The sequence below is a fragment of the Amycolatopsis sp. NPDC024027 genome (assembly GCF_040638975.1).
Lineage (GTDB): Bacteria > Actinomycetota > Actinomycetes > Mycobacteriales > Pseudonocardiaceae > Amycolatopsis.
The window spans coordinates 85,577-100,406 of sequence record NZ_JBEZYY010000001.1; the positions used below are offsets into that span (position 1 = coordinate 85,577).

A 14,830-nucleotide genomic window follows, 5' to 3' on the forward strand; every position below is an offset into this window, starting at 1 on the left:
AGGTCTCAGCGCCGTGTCCAGCGGCGGGTGGCCGGCAGGGCGGCGAGCACCAGCAGGGCCACGAACGGCGCCGCGATGACGATCGCGCGCAGCACATCGGGGTCGATTCCGGTGGGACCGCCGACGAGGAAGAGGATGCGCTGGTAGCGGAGCGCCCAGCCGACGATCGGGGCGACCAGCGCGAGGACGGCGGCGACCAGGCAAAGCACGCGGCCCGCTTCCGAGCACGCGAGCACCGAAACTCCGCCGAGCAGGAGCAGCAGGCCGATGACGGCGTCGGCGATCTGGCCGGGGACCAGCAGGTCGTGCTGGCCGAACCCCAGGACGAGGCTCGCCCAGAAGATGCCCAGCAGGAACCAAAGGCCGCCGAGCACGGCGAGCACCCCCGCGGCGACCGCCGGTCCGGTACCCCGCTTCGGCGGGGCCGTGACCGCCACTCACCAGCTCCGGGACGAGTACGCGCCCTGGCCGGACAGCATCGGGACCACGGACGTGCGGTAGCGCAGGTAGCGGAACGTCGGGGGCAGGAACGCCAGCACCAGCACGAGCACCGCCAGCGCCGCCAAGCCGACGCGGTCGGCCATCGCGAACCCGCCGTGGGTGAACATCGCGTCGGCGAACCGGGCCGGCGGGACGCCCACCGACATCGGCTCGGTGAGCAGGGCGCCGATGGCCAGCAACGCGCCCAGGCCGAGCAGGACCGCTCCCGCCGTCGCGCGGAAGAGCGTCGCCAGTGAACCGAGGAGCAGCACCAGGCCCGCGACGACGTAGGCGGCGAAGTCCACCAGGACCCAGCCCGGCAGCGCGCCGAGGCTGAATTCCGCCGGCATGTCGAGGAAGGTCTTGACCGGTACGTATCCCGCGGCGACCGCGGCCGGAAAACCGAGCACGCCGGCGAGAACCGCCGTTACTCCGGATGGCCGAGCCGATGAATACGAATGCGAATGCGACACCGGATGACGGTGCGGACCGGTCACAACTCCCCCATCAGCCGAGCGCAGGGCAACAGCGTTCACCCTAGTGGGAATCGGGGGGAGCAGTCCGGAATGAGAACGGAATTCGGCCGGACGGCGGAACCCAAGATCATTTCTGTGCGGTAGTGGCGGAAATGCTCTCACGCGATTACGGGCCGTGGCGCCACTCGCCAATTGTCCTCTTCGGACAATTAGCGGACCCGGAAAATGCAGCGTGCCCCGGAGCCGAATGGGCTCCGGGGCACGAAGGCTCGCTTCAGCTCACCACTGCTGCTGCGGGGGCTGGCCCGGCTGGCCGAACCCACCGCTCGGCGGACCCTGCTGGCCCGGCGGCTGACCCCAGCCCTGCGGCGGCTGACCCGGCTGACCATGTTGTCCCGGCTGACCGTGCTGGCCCGGCTGCCCCGGCTGGCCCGGCTGCCCGTACCCACCGGGCTGACCCGGCTGGCCGTACCCGCCCGGCTGACCCGGCTGCGGGAAGCCCCCGCTCGACGGCTGCGGGAACCCGCCACTGGACGGGTTGGGCCCGCCCGGCTGGCCGTACCCGCCCGGCTGGCCGTAGCCCTGCGGCGGCTGACCAGGCTGGCCGTGCTGGCCCGGCTGCCCGTACCCACCGGGCTGCCCGTACCCGCCCGGCTGACCGTGCTGACCCTGCTGGCCGAAGCCACCCGGCTGCTGCGGGCCGCCGAAGCCCGGCGGCGGTCCGCCGAAGCCCTGCGGCCCGCCCGGCGTGGCACCGCCGTCGCCGAGGCCGACGAACTGCCGGGTCGCCGGGATGAGCCCGGCGACGCCGACGATCAGGATGAGGACGCCGAAGATCAGCGGCGGCAGGCCGAGGCCGAACGTGTCCCGCTCGGTGGCGGACGCCCGCGCGAGCGTCTCGGCGTTCGGCGTCATCCCGATCTTGAGCAGCAGGGCGAACAGCGTGAGCACCGCGCCACCCGCGACGACCGCGATCGGGACGAACTTCCGGATCCCGCCCAGCTTGCCCACCAGCGCCAGCCCGACGCCGCCGGCCAGCGAGATCAGCGAGCCCAGCAGGATCATGATGACGTAGAACCAGACCGTGCCCGGCCCGACGAGCCCGGCCGAGTCCAGCAGCTGCTGGACCGCCGCCTGGTTGGGAGCGCGGTCCAGGAGGGCCGAATAGTCGCTCGCGTCGCTCATGTAGCCGAACGAGTAGATCAGCGCGGCCAGCGCCAGCAGGGCGACCAGGCCGCCGGCGATGTAGCCGAACAGGCCGTTGCCGCCCGCGGCCGGACCGCCGAAACCGGGCTGCTGCGGCCCGCCGAAGCCGGGCTGCTGCGGGCCACCGAAGCCGGGGCCCCCGAATCCCTGCGGCGGCTGGCCCGGCTGACCGAAGCCCGGCTGCTGCCCGAAGCCACCCGGCTGCTGCCCGAACCCGCCCGGCTGCTGGCCGTAACCACCGGGCTGCTGACCGAAGGCCGCGGCCGGGTTGTCGGCCGCGCTCGGCGGCGGGGTGTACGGGATCGCCGGCGGCTGGGAGCCCGGGGGCACCAGCTGCGTCGAGTCCCCGACCGGGGCGTCGCCGCCGAACGGGTTCACCATCTGGGTCGCGTTCGCGTCGACCGGCGGCATCGCCTGGGTCGCGCCCGCCCCGCCGTCACCCGGCTGGGCCGGCTGGACGACCTGGGTCGGCTCCGGCGTCTCCCCGAACGGCGAACCACCGTGGGGCTGGGCGGGCTGCACCACCTGGGTCGGTTCCGGGCTGCCGAACGGGTTGTCCTGCTGCGGCTGGGGGCCACTCGGCGGGCCCTGAGGTGGCTGGCCGCCACCCCACGGCTGGTTCGGTGGCTGCGGTGCACTCATGTGGGTCTTGAACCCCCTTGACGAGGACGCGAAATTGTTCTATTTGCGCCCACGCTATCGGATCACCCGGCAGGGCGCTCGTAACGCCCCTGCCGGGTCCGCCGATCAAGACTCTTCCCGGTCCGGTCAGCGACCGGCCAGGAAGCCCAGGAGGTCGTGCCGGGTGAGGACCCCGGCCGGCTTGCCGTCGACCAGCACGAGCGCGCCGTCGGCTCCCTCGAGCGCGGTCATCGCCGCCCCCACCTGCTCGCCGCCGCCGATCGTCGGCAGCGGCGGGGACATGTGCTGCTCGAGCCGGTCGGCCAGCTGCGCCTTGCCGGTGAACAACGCGTCGAGCAGGTCGCGCTCGTTGACCGCGCCGACGACCTCGGCGGCCATCACCGGCGGCTCCGCGCTGACGACCGGCATCTGGCTCACGCCGAACTCGGAGAGGATCGCGATGGCCTCGGCGACGGTCTCGTTCGGGTGGGAGTGCACCAGGTCGGGCAGCGAGCCGCTCTTCTTGGTGAGCACGTCGGCGACCGTCGCGCCCGAGGAGTCCGGCGGAAGGAAACCGTAGGAGGACATCCAGGTGTCGTTGAAGACCTTCGTCAGGTAGCCGCGGCCGCCGTCCGGCAGCAGCACGACCACGACGTCGTCCTCGGTGAGCCGCTCGGCGAGCTTCAGCGCGGCCGCGACGGCCATCCCGCAGGAGCCGCCGACCAGCAGGCCCTCCTCCAGCGCGAGGCGCCGGGTGACCTGGAAGGAGTCGGCGTCGGAGACCGGGATGATCTCGTCGGCGACGTCCCGGTCGTAGGTGTCCGGCCAGAAGTCCTCGCCGACGCCTTCGACCAGGTACGGCCGTCCGCTGCCGCCGGAGTAGACCGAGCCCTCCGGGTCGGCGCCGACCACCTGCACGGCGCCGTCGCTGACCTCCTTGAGGTACTTGCCGGTGCCGGAGATCGTGCCACCGGTGCCGACGCCCGCGACGAAGTGCGTGATCTTGCCTTCGGTCTGCTTCCACAGCTCCGGGCCGGTCGAGCGGTAGTGGCTCTCCGGGTTCTGCGGGTTGGCGTACTGGTTGGGCTTCCAGGCGCCCTCGATCTCGCGGACCAGGCGGTCGGAGACGTTGTAGTAGGAGTCCGGGTGCTCGGGCGCGACCGCCGTCGGGCACACCACGACCCGGGCGCCGTACGCCTTGAGCACGTTGCGCTTGTCCTCGCTGACCTTGTCCGGGCAGACGAACACGCACTCGTAGCCCTTGCGCTGGGCGACCATGGCCAGCCCGACGCCGGTGTTGCCGGACGTCGGCTCCACGATCGTGCCGCCCGGGCGCAGCTCGCCGGAAGCTTCGGCGGCCTCGATCATGCGCAGCGCGATCCGGTCCTTGACCGAGCCACCCGGGTTCAGGTACTCGACCTTGGCCAGCACGAGCGGCTTGAGCCCCTTGGTCAACGAGTTCAGCTTGACCAGGGGGGTGTTGCCCACGAGGTCTGCGATGTGCTCTGCATACTCCACGGACACCAGCCTAAACGGCCCACCGGTGGCGTTGTCCACTCCACCGGGCGGACCTCCAGGTGCGCGTCGGTAATGCCGGGCAGCGAGCGCGAGGCCCGGGCCGCCCGGCGGGGACCTCAGGCGGCCACCAAGCCGCTCGTCCGCACCGGTACCGGCCCGGGGGCCGCCGCACGCTGAGCCGTCATCCCGTCCCGGAGGTTCCGCCCGGCGTCGAGGGCCGTGCGGCCGGTCCGGAAGGACGGGCACGTCCAGTAATCGGCCTGGACCATCATCGCCAGTTCACCTCCCGCGTGGAATGGCGACCTTTCACGAGTGGGACGATCCTATCGGGCCGCCGGTTGCCCGGGTTCGTCCTTTCGTGTCAATTCCGCCCAGCCCGGACGGTCGGCGATCGGCCGTTCTTCCCAGTCCGCCGGCCAGGTCCGGGGAAACCCCTCCTTCGCTGCCGCACCGGCGAGCCGGGCGGCGGACTTCGTGCCGAAATCGGCCGGACCTGCGAAAACGGCGCCGTTGAAACCTTCGCGTTCGCCGCCGAAAGCGGTTCCGCGGAAATCGACGCGATCGGCGAACTCCGCCTTGTTGAAGTCCGCCTTGGTGCGGAATTCGGTGCCGCGAAAGGTCGTCAGTTCGAGAAACTTCGCGCCGTAGCAGGTGATCGACCGGATCGTGCAGTGCGTGAGGGTGAGCCCGACCAGCTCGGCCCCGGAGAAGTCGAGGTCGGTGTCCGGCCAGAAGTCCCCGCCCGGCTGCTCCGCGCGACCGCGACGCAGGTGCAGCATGAGGATGCGCTGCGCGGCCTTGCGGACCTGCAGCTCCTCTTTGTCGAGTCCGGCGTCTTTGTCGTGTCCGGCTTTGTCGTGTCCGGCGTCGAAGGGCATCCGCAGGTAGGCGCAGAAGACGTTGACGATCGTCTGCCGGTGCTCCGGGTGCCCGGCGGCGAGCCGTTCCAGTGCGTACAACCCGGCCAGCCGGACCGGCGCCTTGTCGCTGCCGAGCTGGTCGGCGGCCTTGCCGTACATCTCGGTGATCCGGCGCTCGGTGGCGTCGTGGTCCTTCTGCAGCAGCTCCAGCTCGGCCGACCGCTGCCGCCGCGCGGCGAGCAGCAGGGCGGCGGCGCCCCCGGTGCCGACGACGATGTTGGCCGCAGTCTTCAGCGCGTCGAGCCGGGCCGAGTCCTCCGGGCGGCCGCCGCCCAGCAGCGTCAGCAGCACCGCCGCGGCGACCCCGGCCACCAGCAGCAGCCCGGCGCCCCACAGCACGATCGTCCTGGTCCGCAGCACCCGTTCGAGTTCGTTCGGCACGAAGAGCGATGGTGCCAGGAGTGTCCGCCCATGCCCCCACCTCCACCCTCAACGGACGCGCTACGCGCGGCAGTGTTGCCTTGATCGCGTTCGGCTTTGACCGGGACGTCGTACCCGGCAGTATGGTGAGCAACTGCTTAGCTCGCGATACGAGGATGTGTCACGTCATGCCTGAAGCCGTCATCGTCTCCACCGCTCGCTCGCCCATCGGGCGGGCCAACAAGGGCTCGCTGGTCGGCATGCGGCCCGACGACCTGACCGTGCAGATGGTCCGGGCGGCGCTGGCCAAGGTGCCGCAGCTCGACCCCGCCGACATCGACGACCTGATGCTGGGCTGCGGCCTGCCGGGCGGCGAGTCCGGGTTCAACATGGGCCGCGCGGTCGCCGTCGAACTGGGCTACGACCACCTGCCCGGCTGCACGATCACCCGCTACTGCTCCTCCAGCCTGCAGACCACCCGGATGGCGTTCCACGCGATCAAGGCCGGCGAGGGCGACGTCTTCATCTCGGCCGGCGTCGAAACCGTCTCGCGGTTCTCGAAGGGCAGCTCGGACTCCTGGCCGGACACGCACAACCCGCTGTTCGCCGACGCCGAGGCGCGCACCCGGGCGACCGCCGAGTCCGGCGCCGACAGCTGGACCGACCCGCGCACCGAGGGCAACGTCCCCGACGTCTACATCGCCATGGGTCAGACCGCGGAGAACCTCGCGCGGCTGAAGGGCGTCACGCGCGAGGAGATGGACGAATTCGGCGTCCGCTCGCAGAACCTGGCCGAGAAGGCCATCGCGGACGGCTTCTGGGCCAAGGACATCACCCCGGTGACGCTGCCGGACGGCACGGTCGTCTCGAAGGACGACGGCCCGCGCGCCGGCGTCACCGTGGAAGGCGTCTCCGGCCTGAAGCCGGTGTTCCGCCCCGACGGCCGGGTCACGGCGGGCAACTGCTGCGCGCTCAACGACGGCGCGGCGGCGCTGGTCGTCATGTCCGACACGAAGGCGCGCGAGCTGGGCCTGACGCCGCTGGCGCGGATCGTGTCCACCGGCGTCACCGGGCTTTCGCCGGAGATCATGGGCTACGGCCCGGTCGAGGCGTCCAAGCAGGCGCTTTCGCGCGCGGGGCTGTCGATCGGCGACATCGACCTGGTCGAGATCAACGAGGCGTTCGCCGCGCAGGTCATCCCCTCGTACCAGGACCTCGGCATCGACCTGGACCGGCTGAACGTCAACGGCGGCGCGATCGCGGTCGGCCACCCGTTCGGCATGACCGGCGCCCGGATCACCTCGACGCTGATCAATTCCCTGCAGCACCACGACAAGCAGTTCGGCCTCGAGACGATGTGCGTCGGCGGCGGCCAGGGCATGGCGCTGATCATCGAGCGGCTTTCCTGACCCTTCAACGCGAAGAAGGCCCCCTCGCCGGCGCGGCGAGGGGGCCTTCGTCAAGCCACGGCTATTCGTTCGTCTTGACGCACATCGTCGTCGCCGGCTCCGGGTACACCGCGACGCGGGTGGCGTCGGTGCCCTCGCAGACGCTCTTGTCGGCCTGGCCCGTCACGACCTTGACGAGCTCGCCGTCCTTGGTCGGGTCGGTGCACGGGACCTTCAGGTAGCCCTGGGTCCGCGACGTGAAGTTCGCCAGGCAGTCGCCCTGCTTCGCGTTGATCATCAGGCACAGCTTGTACGAGCTGCGGCCGCTGACCGAGTAGGTGTCGTAGCCGGCGTCGGACCCGCCGGGGCAGTTCTCGGAGGCGGTCTCCAGCTTCTTGGCGACCTTGACGTTCGCCTTCGGGTCGTTGCAGTCGGCCTTCGCCGGGTCGTCACCGCCCTGGGTGAACTCGGTGATCGTGAGGCAGTCACCGGCGTTCGAGGTGGCCGGCGACTTCATGAAGGCGACGATCGCCACGGCGATCAGGCCGATCACCACGACGGCGCCGATGCCACCCAGGATCAGGCCGAGAGCCTTCGAGCGCTTCGGCGGGGCCGGCGGCGGGGGCGGGAACCCCTGCTGACCGGGCGGGAACTGGCCGGGCGGCGGGCCGTACTGGCCCGGCTGGCCCTGCGGCGGCCCGTACTGGCCCTGCTGGCCGTACGGCTGCTGCGGCTGCTGCGGCTGGCCGCCCGGAGGCGGTCCATAAGGATCGGGCTGACCCACCGGCTGCTGGCCCCCGGGGGCCGGAGGGGGAACGCTCACTGTGAACCTCACACATGTGAAATGAGAACCGACCGGCTCATCAAACACGCAGGGTGATCGCCGCCCGCAGCGGGGTCCGCGAATGCACGAATTACCCACAGAAAAGGCGCCCCGCCGATTACGGAGCGCCTTCACTGGGGAACTGTGAGCCAGGTTACTCACGGAAGTACGAGAGCAACCGCAGGATCTCGAGGTACAGCCAGACCAGCGTCGTCATGAGGCCGAACGCGGTGTACCAGGCCCACTTCGACGGCATGCCCTCGCGGATCATCCGGTCGGCCTGGTCGAAGTCGAGCAGGAAGCTGAAGGCCGCGATGCCGATGCAGACGAGGCTGAACACGATGGCGAGCGGACCGCCGTCGCGCAGCGGGTTGAAGCCGAAGGCCAGCGCGCTGATCAGGTTGAACAGCATCAGGATCGCGACGCCGACGGCCGCGCCGACGATCCACTTGGTCAGCTTGGGCGTGACCTTGACCGCGCCGGTCTTGTAGACCACCAGCATGCCGACGAAGACACCCGCGGTACCGATGATCGCCTGCAGCGCGATGCCCGGGTAGATCGCCTCGAACACGCCGCTCAGCGCACCGAGGAACAGCCCTTCGGCCGCCGAGTACGTCAGCGTCAGCGCGCCGCTGGGCTTCTGGCGGAAGATGATCACCAGCGAGATGACCAGCCCGACGATCAGGCCGGCGAGCATCGCACCGAGGAGCGCGCCGGAGATCCGGCCGGTCTCCGTGATCTGGACCTGCGCCCAGATGCCCGTGATCACCCCGACGAGCAGCGCGACGCCGAGGGACATGCCCGTCTTGACGACGACGTCGTCGACGGTCATCGGGCGGTCGCCCTCGCCGGCGGTGGCCCGGCCCGGGTCGTACCCGGGCACGCCGCCCTGGGGTTGGTTGAAGCCCACCGGGGGCCCGTACTGCCCGTAAGTCTGGGTTCCGCCGCCGGGCAGGTTGCGGAACGCCGGGTTGCTACTGGAACGCACCTGATCCTCCTGGATCTGCTGCTTCGTGGATCATCGCTGCATCGGGTTCAACGACCGCCGGGGACGAGCGGTTCCCGCCGAGTAAAGACAACTTTACTCGACGGCCTTCCCCCGGCCGCGGACGACACGGTAAGCGAGGGGACGACACGACCGTTCGGCGACAGCCACCCGAAGAGCGGTACACAGTTTCTCCGCTTGACGCAACGCTCACCTCGCGTGCTCGGATGTTCACCGAATGCGCGTCGGGGACTTGATCAGTCGTGTGACCTGCAGAGACGCCGGGCGCTGCCGCGCGTCGAACTAAGGAGCATTGACACCATGGGGTGGTCAACACGTCCGCGCGCGGGTGTTCGCGCGCTCGCCGGTCTCGTCGCCGCGGCCCTGCTCGGCACCCTTTCCGTGACGGCCGGCGCCGCACCGGCCTCGGCCGCGACCCAGGAGGGCATCGGGCATCGGGTCGGGGGCCAGGACGGCGACAAGGACAAAACGGTCTGGCTCGGGTCGTACGTCGTCGGCGGGCAGCAGGTGTTCTGCGTGAGCTTCATGCTCAAGGCGCCGAACACCGACGAGCAGTACAAGCCCGGCGACGAGCTGCTCACGAAGTGGGGCACGAAGCTGCCCGCCGAGGACGCCGCGAACATCTCATACCTGCTGCTGCGCTACGGCGACACCAAGGACCAGAACGAAGCGATCGCGCTCGCGCACCTCCTGCACTCGTGGACCGCGGCGCCGCGCACCCCGGCCGACAAGAACGTGGACCTGCCCGCCGACGAGATCGCCTACGACGCGGACGGGCACCTCCAGTACATGCAGGACCCCGACAACCACCTGGAGGCCGCGGCCGACGCCGTCAAGCGGCTGAAGGCGGACGCTGAAGCCAACCGCGGGCCGTGGACCGCTTCGGTGACCACGCCCAAGGGCGACCAGCACCTCGGCGAAGCGGCCGAGTGGACCGCCACCGTGAAGAACGCCCAGGGCAAAGGCATCCCGGACGTCCCGGTGAAGCTGACGGCGACCGCCGCCACCCTCGGCGACGGGAAGACGGACAGCGCCGCGGGCAACGCGAGCCCGCAGGCCGCCGCGAAGGAAGTCACGCTCAAGACCGGCGCCGACGGCACCGTGCGCGTGAAGCTGACCCCGACCGGCGACCAGCCGAAGCTGGCAGCCTCGCTGTCCGCTCCCGCCGACCGGCCCTACGTCCGGCTGCCGGTGGACACGACGGTGCAGCGCGTGGTCTCCACCGGCGGCGAAAAGGAACTGACCGCCCAGGGCGTGGTCAACGTCGCCAAGCCCGGCAAGGTCCAGGTGACCAAGACCGACGCGAACACCGGCGCCGGCGTCGGCGGGGCGGTCCTGCGGATCACCGGCAAGGACAAGACGTCCGCGGCGCTCGGCCAGGACGGCAAGCCGCTCACCGGGGCCGACGGCAAGCCCGCGGTCGTCACCACCGACGGCAAGACCGGCGGTGTCACGGTCGAGAACCTCCGCACCCCGCAGGAGATCTGCGTCGTCGAGGCGAGCCCGCCGCCGGGGTACACGAACGCCTACGACCCGCAGAACCCGCCGTCGGCGTGCGGCACCGTGCAGCCGGGCGAGACGCTCGCGCTGACCTTGACGAACAAGCCGAACGAAGTCCCGCGCGCGATCCCGGCCGGCGACCAGCCGGTCGCGCAGGCACGCGGGGTCGTCGAGACGAGCTACTCCGTGCCGGGCCTGGCCGGGCTCGGCCTCCTCGTGCTGCTGGCGGCCGGGCTCATCGGCGTCGCCGCGCGGCGGGCGTCCCGGCGGTAACGGCGTGACGAACCACGGCGGCGACTGGCGGGGTGACGACTGGTTCGTCGACGAATGGCACCACGGCACCGGCTGGGCGGCCGTCGACGACGAGCAACCGGGCGGCCACCAGGATCCGCCCGCGCCCAAGCGCGGCCGGGGCCGGCTGCTCACCGGCTTCGTCCTCGGCGCGGCGACGGTGCTCGCGGTGGAGTTCGGCCCCGCCGTGGTCGCCGCGTCGCCCATGACCGTCGTGACCGGCACGGCCCTGCCCGCCTCGGGCGCGGCCGGAGCCGCGGCGCCGGTGCCGTCCCCGTCCCCGACGGCCACCGCTTCCGCGACCCCGGCCGCTCCGGCCGCGCAGACGCCGTCGTCACCCTCGTCACCCTCGTCACCGGGGGCACCGCCGTCCCCGCCGCCGCAGCCGCCGGGCACCGTGCGGCTGCCCGGCGGCGGGACGGCGACGCTGGTGCGCCAGAACCTCGGCCCGGGCGGCGAACTACCGGTCCCCGCGAACCTCGGGCAGGCGGCGTGGTGGGGTGCGTCACTCGACGCGGCCGGCGGCGCGAGCGTGTTCGCCGGCCACGTGAACTGGCGGGGCGCGACCGGGCCGTTCGCCGAGCTGTGGACCGAACGGATCGGCACCGAAGTGACCATTGTGGACAGTTCGGGCAAGACGTGGCGGTACCGGATCTCGCAGCTGGTCACCGTGCACAAGAGCGACCTGGCGGCGCGCGCCGACTACCTGTTCGGGCCGTCCGGCCCGCACCGCGTGGTGCTGGTGACGTGCGGCGGCCGCTGGGTCGGCGGATCGGACGGCTACGAGGAGAACCGCGTCGTCATCGCCGACCCGGCCTAAGTTACTCGTGGGTAACATCACGTTTCGAAACGGTGGTCGTGTGCGTCGCCATGCAGCAGAATGCCCAGGGTCAGGGCTGTGGCGGCGAGAGGTGTGAAGACAATGGCGACGTTCTTGGTGACCGGCGCGACCGGACTGATCGGGCGTCACTTCACCCGGCTGCTGCTCTCCCGCCCCGACGACGACCGCGTCGCGCTCGTCGTGCGCGCGTCCTCGCGGGCCAAACTGGCCGCGCTGGTCGACCAGTGGCCGCACTCCGACCGCGTCACGCTGATCACCGGCGACCTCGGCGAGCCGCTGCTGGGCGTGTCCGGGACCGACCGCGAGGAGCTGCGCGGGAGCGTCGACCACATCGTCCACCTCGCCGCGCTCTACGACCTCACCGCCGACGACGAAGCCAGCATCAAGGCCAATGTGGACGGCACGCGGGCCGTCGTCGACCTCGCCGCGGACCTGCGCGCGGGCTGCCTGCACCACGTGTCGTCGGTCGCCGTCGCGGGCGACCACGAAGGCGTGTTCACCGAGGAGATGTTCGACGCCGGGCAGCGGCTGGTCACGCCGTACCACCGGACCAAGTTCGAAGCCGAGAAGATCGTCCGCGAACAGGACGAGGTGCCGTGGCGGGTGTACCGGCCCGCCGTCGTCGTCGGGCACTCCGAGACCGGCGAGATGGACAAGATCGACGGCCCGTACTACCTCTTCCCCGCGATCAACCGGCTCGCCGGGCTGCCCGACGTGCTGCCGCTCGTCGGCCCCGACCTGGGCGACACCAACATCGTGCCGGTCGACTACGTCGCCAAGGCGCTGCTGGAGCTGGTGGTCAAGCCCGGTCTCGACGGCCACGCCTTCCACCTGGTCAATCCCGAGCCGCAGCCGGTCGTGTCGGTGTACAACGCCTTCGCGCGGGCCGCGGGCGCGCCGACGATCACCGTGCAGCTGGGCGAAGGCCTCTCGAAGCGGATCGTCGGGCTGGTCAAGCTGACCGAGCACATCCCCGGCGTCACCATCGCGCGCGACGCCGTCATGGAGCGGTTCGGCATCCCGCCGGTGCTGCTGGACACGATGGCGTTCCCGTCGGTGTTCTCCTCGGCCGAGACGCGCAAGGCGCTGGCCGGCACCGTGGAGGTCCCGCGGCTGGAGGAGTACGCGCCGACGCTGTGGCGCTACTGGCGCGAGCACCTCGACCCCTTCCGCGCGCGCAAGCACGGCCCGCGCGGCGAGCTCGACGGCCGCCGCGTGATCATCACCGGCGCGTCCTCGGGCATCGGGCGCGCGACCGCGTTGAAGGTCGCGGCGGCGGGCGGCGTCCCGCTGCTCGTCGCGCGCCGCCAGCACGAGCTGGAAGAGGTCCGCGACGAGATCGTCGCCGCCGGCGGCACGGCGTCGGTGTACCCGGCCGACCTGACCGACGAGGACTCGGTGCGCAAGGCCGTCGACGCGATGCTGGCCGAGCACGGCCGGATCGACATGCTGGTGAACAACGCCGGCCGGTCGATCCGCCGGTCGATCAAGCTGTCCTACGACCGGATGCACGACTACGAGCGCGCGATGGCCATCAACTACTTCGGCGCGGTCCGGCTGATCCTCGCGGTGCTGCCGCACATGTCGGAGCGGAAGTTCGGGCACATCGTGAACGTGTCGTCGATCGGCGTGCAGGGCATCGCGCCGCGCTTCTCGGCGTACGCGGCGTCGAAGGCGGCGCTGGACTACTTCTCGCGGATCGCGGCGACCGAGACCCACGGCGACGGGATCACGTTCACCACCATCCACATGCCGCTGGTGCGCACGCCGATGATCCGCCCGACGAAGATCTACGACGCGTTCCCGACGAAGTCGCCGGAGCAGGCCGCGAACATGGTGATGACGGCGCTCGTCGAGCGGCCGAAGCACATCGGCACCCCGGCCGGGCAGGCGATCGGGCTGGCCTACACGCTCACGCCGGGACTCACCGACGCGATCGCGTACCAGGGTTTCCGGATCTTCCCGGATTCGACCGCCGCGGGCGGTTCGGGCGAACTCAAGATCGGACGTGGCGAGAAACACCTCTCGCGCGCGGCGATGGCGCTGGCCCGGCTTTCGCGCGGCTTCCACTGGTGACTTCCACTGGTGACACTGCGTTTCCGGGGTGAGGCCGTTCCGGCGACACGGCGACACGTGTTGGTGATTCGTCAAGCCGGAAGGCGGAGGCGGCGGGTGCCCGGGTACGGTCGGGCCCATGGTTCCTGAGCGCGACCCCGCCGCAACCGCCCTCAACGGCCTCCTCCCCCTTCGTCGTGAGTACACCCAGGCCTGGCACGGCTTCGACCGCAACGAGGTCCGGCAGTACCTCGACCACATCGAGGCCCAGCTGCGCCGGGTGCTCAGCGAACGCGACGCCGCGGCCGCGCAGGCCGCCGCCGCGACCCGCGAGATCGAGTCCGTCCGGCAGCAGGTCGCGGTGCTGGAAGCCCGCGTCGAGGAGCTGAAGAAGCCGCCGGAGCGGCTCGAGGACCTCGACGAGCGGATGCAGCGCACGGTGACGCTGGCGCAGGCCCGCGCCGACGAGATCATCAAGCGCGCCGAGGTGGCCGCGGAGAAGACGTGGGCCTCCTCGACGGAGGCGTCGACGAAGCTGCGTGAGCGGTACACGAGGCTGGTCGAGGAACTGGACAAGCAGGCCGACCTGCTGCACACGGAGCACGAAAGCGCGCTGGCGGAGACGCGCGCCGAGGTCCAGCGGCTGACGGTCGAGGCGGCCCAGCGGCGCGAGCTGCTGGACAACGAGGCCGAGCGGAAGCGCCGGAAGCTCGAGCGCGAGTTCGAGGCGTCCCAGGCGGCCCAGAAGGCGGCGCTGGAGAAGCACGTCGCCGACCAGCGCACGGCGAGCAAGAACCAGGCGGAGCGCCGGCTCGCGGAGGCGACGGCGGAGGCGAAGCGCCGGCTCGACGAGGCGACCGCCGAGGCCAAGCGGCGGCTGGACGAGGCGACCACGCAGGCGGCCCAGCGGACGACGGTGGCGAACCGGAAGGTCGAGCGGCTGGCGGAGATCCGCGAGCAGGCGCGTAAGAGCCTGGCGATGGCGGAGGACATCCTCAACCGGAGCGAGACGCAGCTGGCGACGCTGCCGGAGGAGGCCGTGATCCCGCAGGCTTCCCGGCTGGTCGGCGGCGACTCGGAGTCGGCGACCACGCCGGCGGCACCGGTCGTTCCGGTGGTGCAGCCGGCCATCCCGAAGTCGGCGGCGCCGAAGCCGGCCCCGAAGCCGGCCGCGGCCCCGAAGCCGGCGCCTCAGACGGCCAAGCCGGCGAACTCGAACGGCCCGGCGACCAAGCCGGCGAACGGCAACGGCGCGAACGGCAATGGCGCGAAGCCACTGTCGCCGACGGGCAGCAAGCCGGGCAACTGAGCTTTCCCAGGTCGTGATGGCCGCATTCGGAGATCA

The 14,830-nt window shown here is 71.3% G+C and carries 13 protein-coding genes; 5 read left to right on the top strand and 8 right to left on the bottom strand.

What is annotated here, in order from left to right:
• Positions 1 to 5 precede the first annotated feature (5 nt).
• The 6 genes from AB0F52_RS00405 to AB0F52_RS00430 form a co-directional block, all read right to left on the bottom strand.
• Positions 6 to 437, bottom strand: a complete 432-nt coding sequence (locus AB0F52_RS00405; RefSeq protein ID WP_360162952.1) for a hypothetical protein — start codon at positions 435 to 437, stop codon at positions 6 to 8.
• On the bottom strand, positions 438 to 890 hold the full coding sequence (locus AB0F52_RS00410) for a hypothetical protein (protein WP_360162955.1): 453 nt from the start codon (positions 888 to 890) through the stop codon (positions 438 to 440). It abuts the gene before it with no gap.
• 345 nt (positions 891 to 1,235) lie between these two features.
• The gene (locus AB0F52_RS00415; RefSeq protein WP_360164553.1) at positions 1,236 to 2,687 is read right to left on the bottom strand and encodes a hypothetical protein; all 1,452 of its coding nucleotides are present in this window, start codon (positions 2,685 to 2,687) and stop codon (positions 1,236 to 1,238) included.
• A gap of 243 nt (positions 2,688 to 2,930) precedes the next feature.
• Entirely contained in the window at positions 2,931 to 4,301 is a 1,371-nt protein-coding gene (locus AB0F52_RS00420) for a cystathionine beta-synthase (RefSeq protein WP_360162958.1), read from the bottom strand.
• Positions 4,302 to 4,417: 116 nt separating this feature from the next.
• Positions 4,418 to 4,573: a hypothetical protein gene (locus AB0F52_RS00425; RefSeq protein ID WP_360162961.1), complete on the bottom strand. Its 156-nt coding sequence runs from the start codon at positions 4,571 to 4,573 to the stop codon at positions 4,418 to 4,420.
• 51 nt (positions 4,574 to 4,624) lie between these two features.
• Positions 4,625 to 5,602, bottom strand: a complete 978-nt coding sequence (locus tag AB0F52_RS00430) for a pentapeptide repeat-containing protein (RefSeq protein ID WP_360162964.1) — start codon at positions 5,600 to 5,602, stop codon at positions 4,625 to 4,627.
• 167 nt (positions 5,603 to 5,769) lie between these two features.
• Between AB0F52_RS00430 and AB0F52_RS00435 the strand changes: the two genes are divergently transcribed.
• Positions 5,770 to 6,990: an acetyl-CoA C-acetyltransferase gene (locus AB0F52_RS00435; RefSeq protein ID WP_360162967.1), complete on the top strand. Its 1,221-nt coding sequence runs from the start codon at positions 5,770 to 5,772 to the stop codon at positions 6,988 to 6,990.
• A 61-nt stretch (positions 6,991 to 7,051) separates the two neighbouring features.
• Here the strand turns inward: AB0F52_RS00435 and AB0F52_RS00440 are convergent, their stop codons facing one another.
• Complete coding sequence (locus AB0F52_RS00440) at positions 7,052 to 7,792, bottom strand: hypothetical protein (protein ID WP_360162970.1); 741 nt, start codon at positions 7,790 to 7,792, stop codon at positions 7,052 to 7,054.
• A gap of 154 nt (positions 7,793 to 7,946) precedes the next feature.
• Complete coding sequence (locus AB0F52_RS00445) at positions 7,947 to 8,780, bottom strand: Bax inhibitor-1/YccA family protein (protein ID WP_360162973.1); 834 nt, start codon at positions 8,778 to 8,780, stop codon at positions 7,947 to 7,949.
• 318 nt (positions 8,781 to 9,098) lie between these two features.
• On the opposite strand from AB0F52_RS00445, the gene AB0F52_RS00450 reads away from it, so the two are divergent.
• From AB0F52_RS00450 to AB0F52_RS00465, 4 genes are all read left to right on the top strand, one after another.
• Positions 9,099 to 10,571, top strand: coding sequence for a hypothetical protein (locus tag AB0F52_RS00450; protein ID WP_360162976.1), 1,473 nt, complete (start codon positions 9,099 to 9,101; stop codon positions 10,569 to 10,571).
• Between the two features lie 4 nt (positions 10,572 to 10,575).
• Positions 10,576 to 11,409: a class F sortase gene (locus AB0F52_RS00455; RefSeq protein ID WP_360162979.1), complete on the top strand. Its 834-nt coding sequence runs from the start codon at positions 10,576 to 10,578 to the stop codon at positions 11,407 to 11,409.
• 102 nt (positions 11,410 to 11,511) lie between these two features.
• Positions 11,512 to 13,506: an SDR family oxidoreductase gene (locus AB0F52_RS00460; protein WP_360162982.1), complete on the top strand. Its 1,995-nt coding sequence runs from the start codon at positions 11,512 to 11,514 to the stop codon at positions 13,504 to 13,506.
• 118 nt (positions 13,507 to 13,624) lie between these two features.
• Positions 13,625 to 14,794 (top strand): cell division protein DivIVA, encoded by a 1,170-nt coding sequence (locus AB0F52_RS00465; protein WP_360162985.1) that lies wholly within the window; start codon positions 13,625 to 13,627, stop codon positions 14,792 to 14,794.
• Positions 14,795 to 14,830: the final 36 nt, after the last annotated feature.

Bases quoted from the DNA above. Each gene is read 5' to 3' on its own strand.
- AB0F52_RS00425 (WP_360162961.1), bottom strand. From the start codon at position 4,573: ATGATGGTCCAGGCCGATTACTGGACGTGCCCGTCCTTCCGGACCGGC.
- AB0F52_RS00435 (WP_360162967.1), top strand. From the start codon at position 5,770: ATGCCTGAAGCCGTCATCGTCTCCACCGCTCGCTCGCCCATCGGGCGG.
- AB0F52_RS00450 (WP_360162976.1), top strand. From the start codon at position 9,099: ATGGGGTGGTCAACACGTCCGCGCGCGGGTGTTCGCGCGCTCGCCGGT.
- AB0F52_RS00460 (WP_360162982.1), top strand. From the start codon at position 11,512: ATGGCGACGTTCTTGGTGACCGGCGCGACCGGACTGATCGGGCGTCAC.
- AB0F52_RS00465 (WP_360162985.1), top strand. From the start codon at position 13,625: ATGGTTCCTGAGCGCGACCCCGCCGCAACCGCCCTCAACGGCCTCCTC.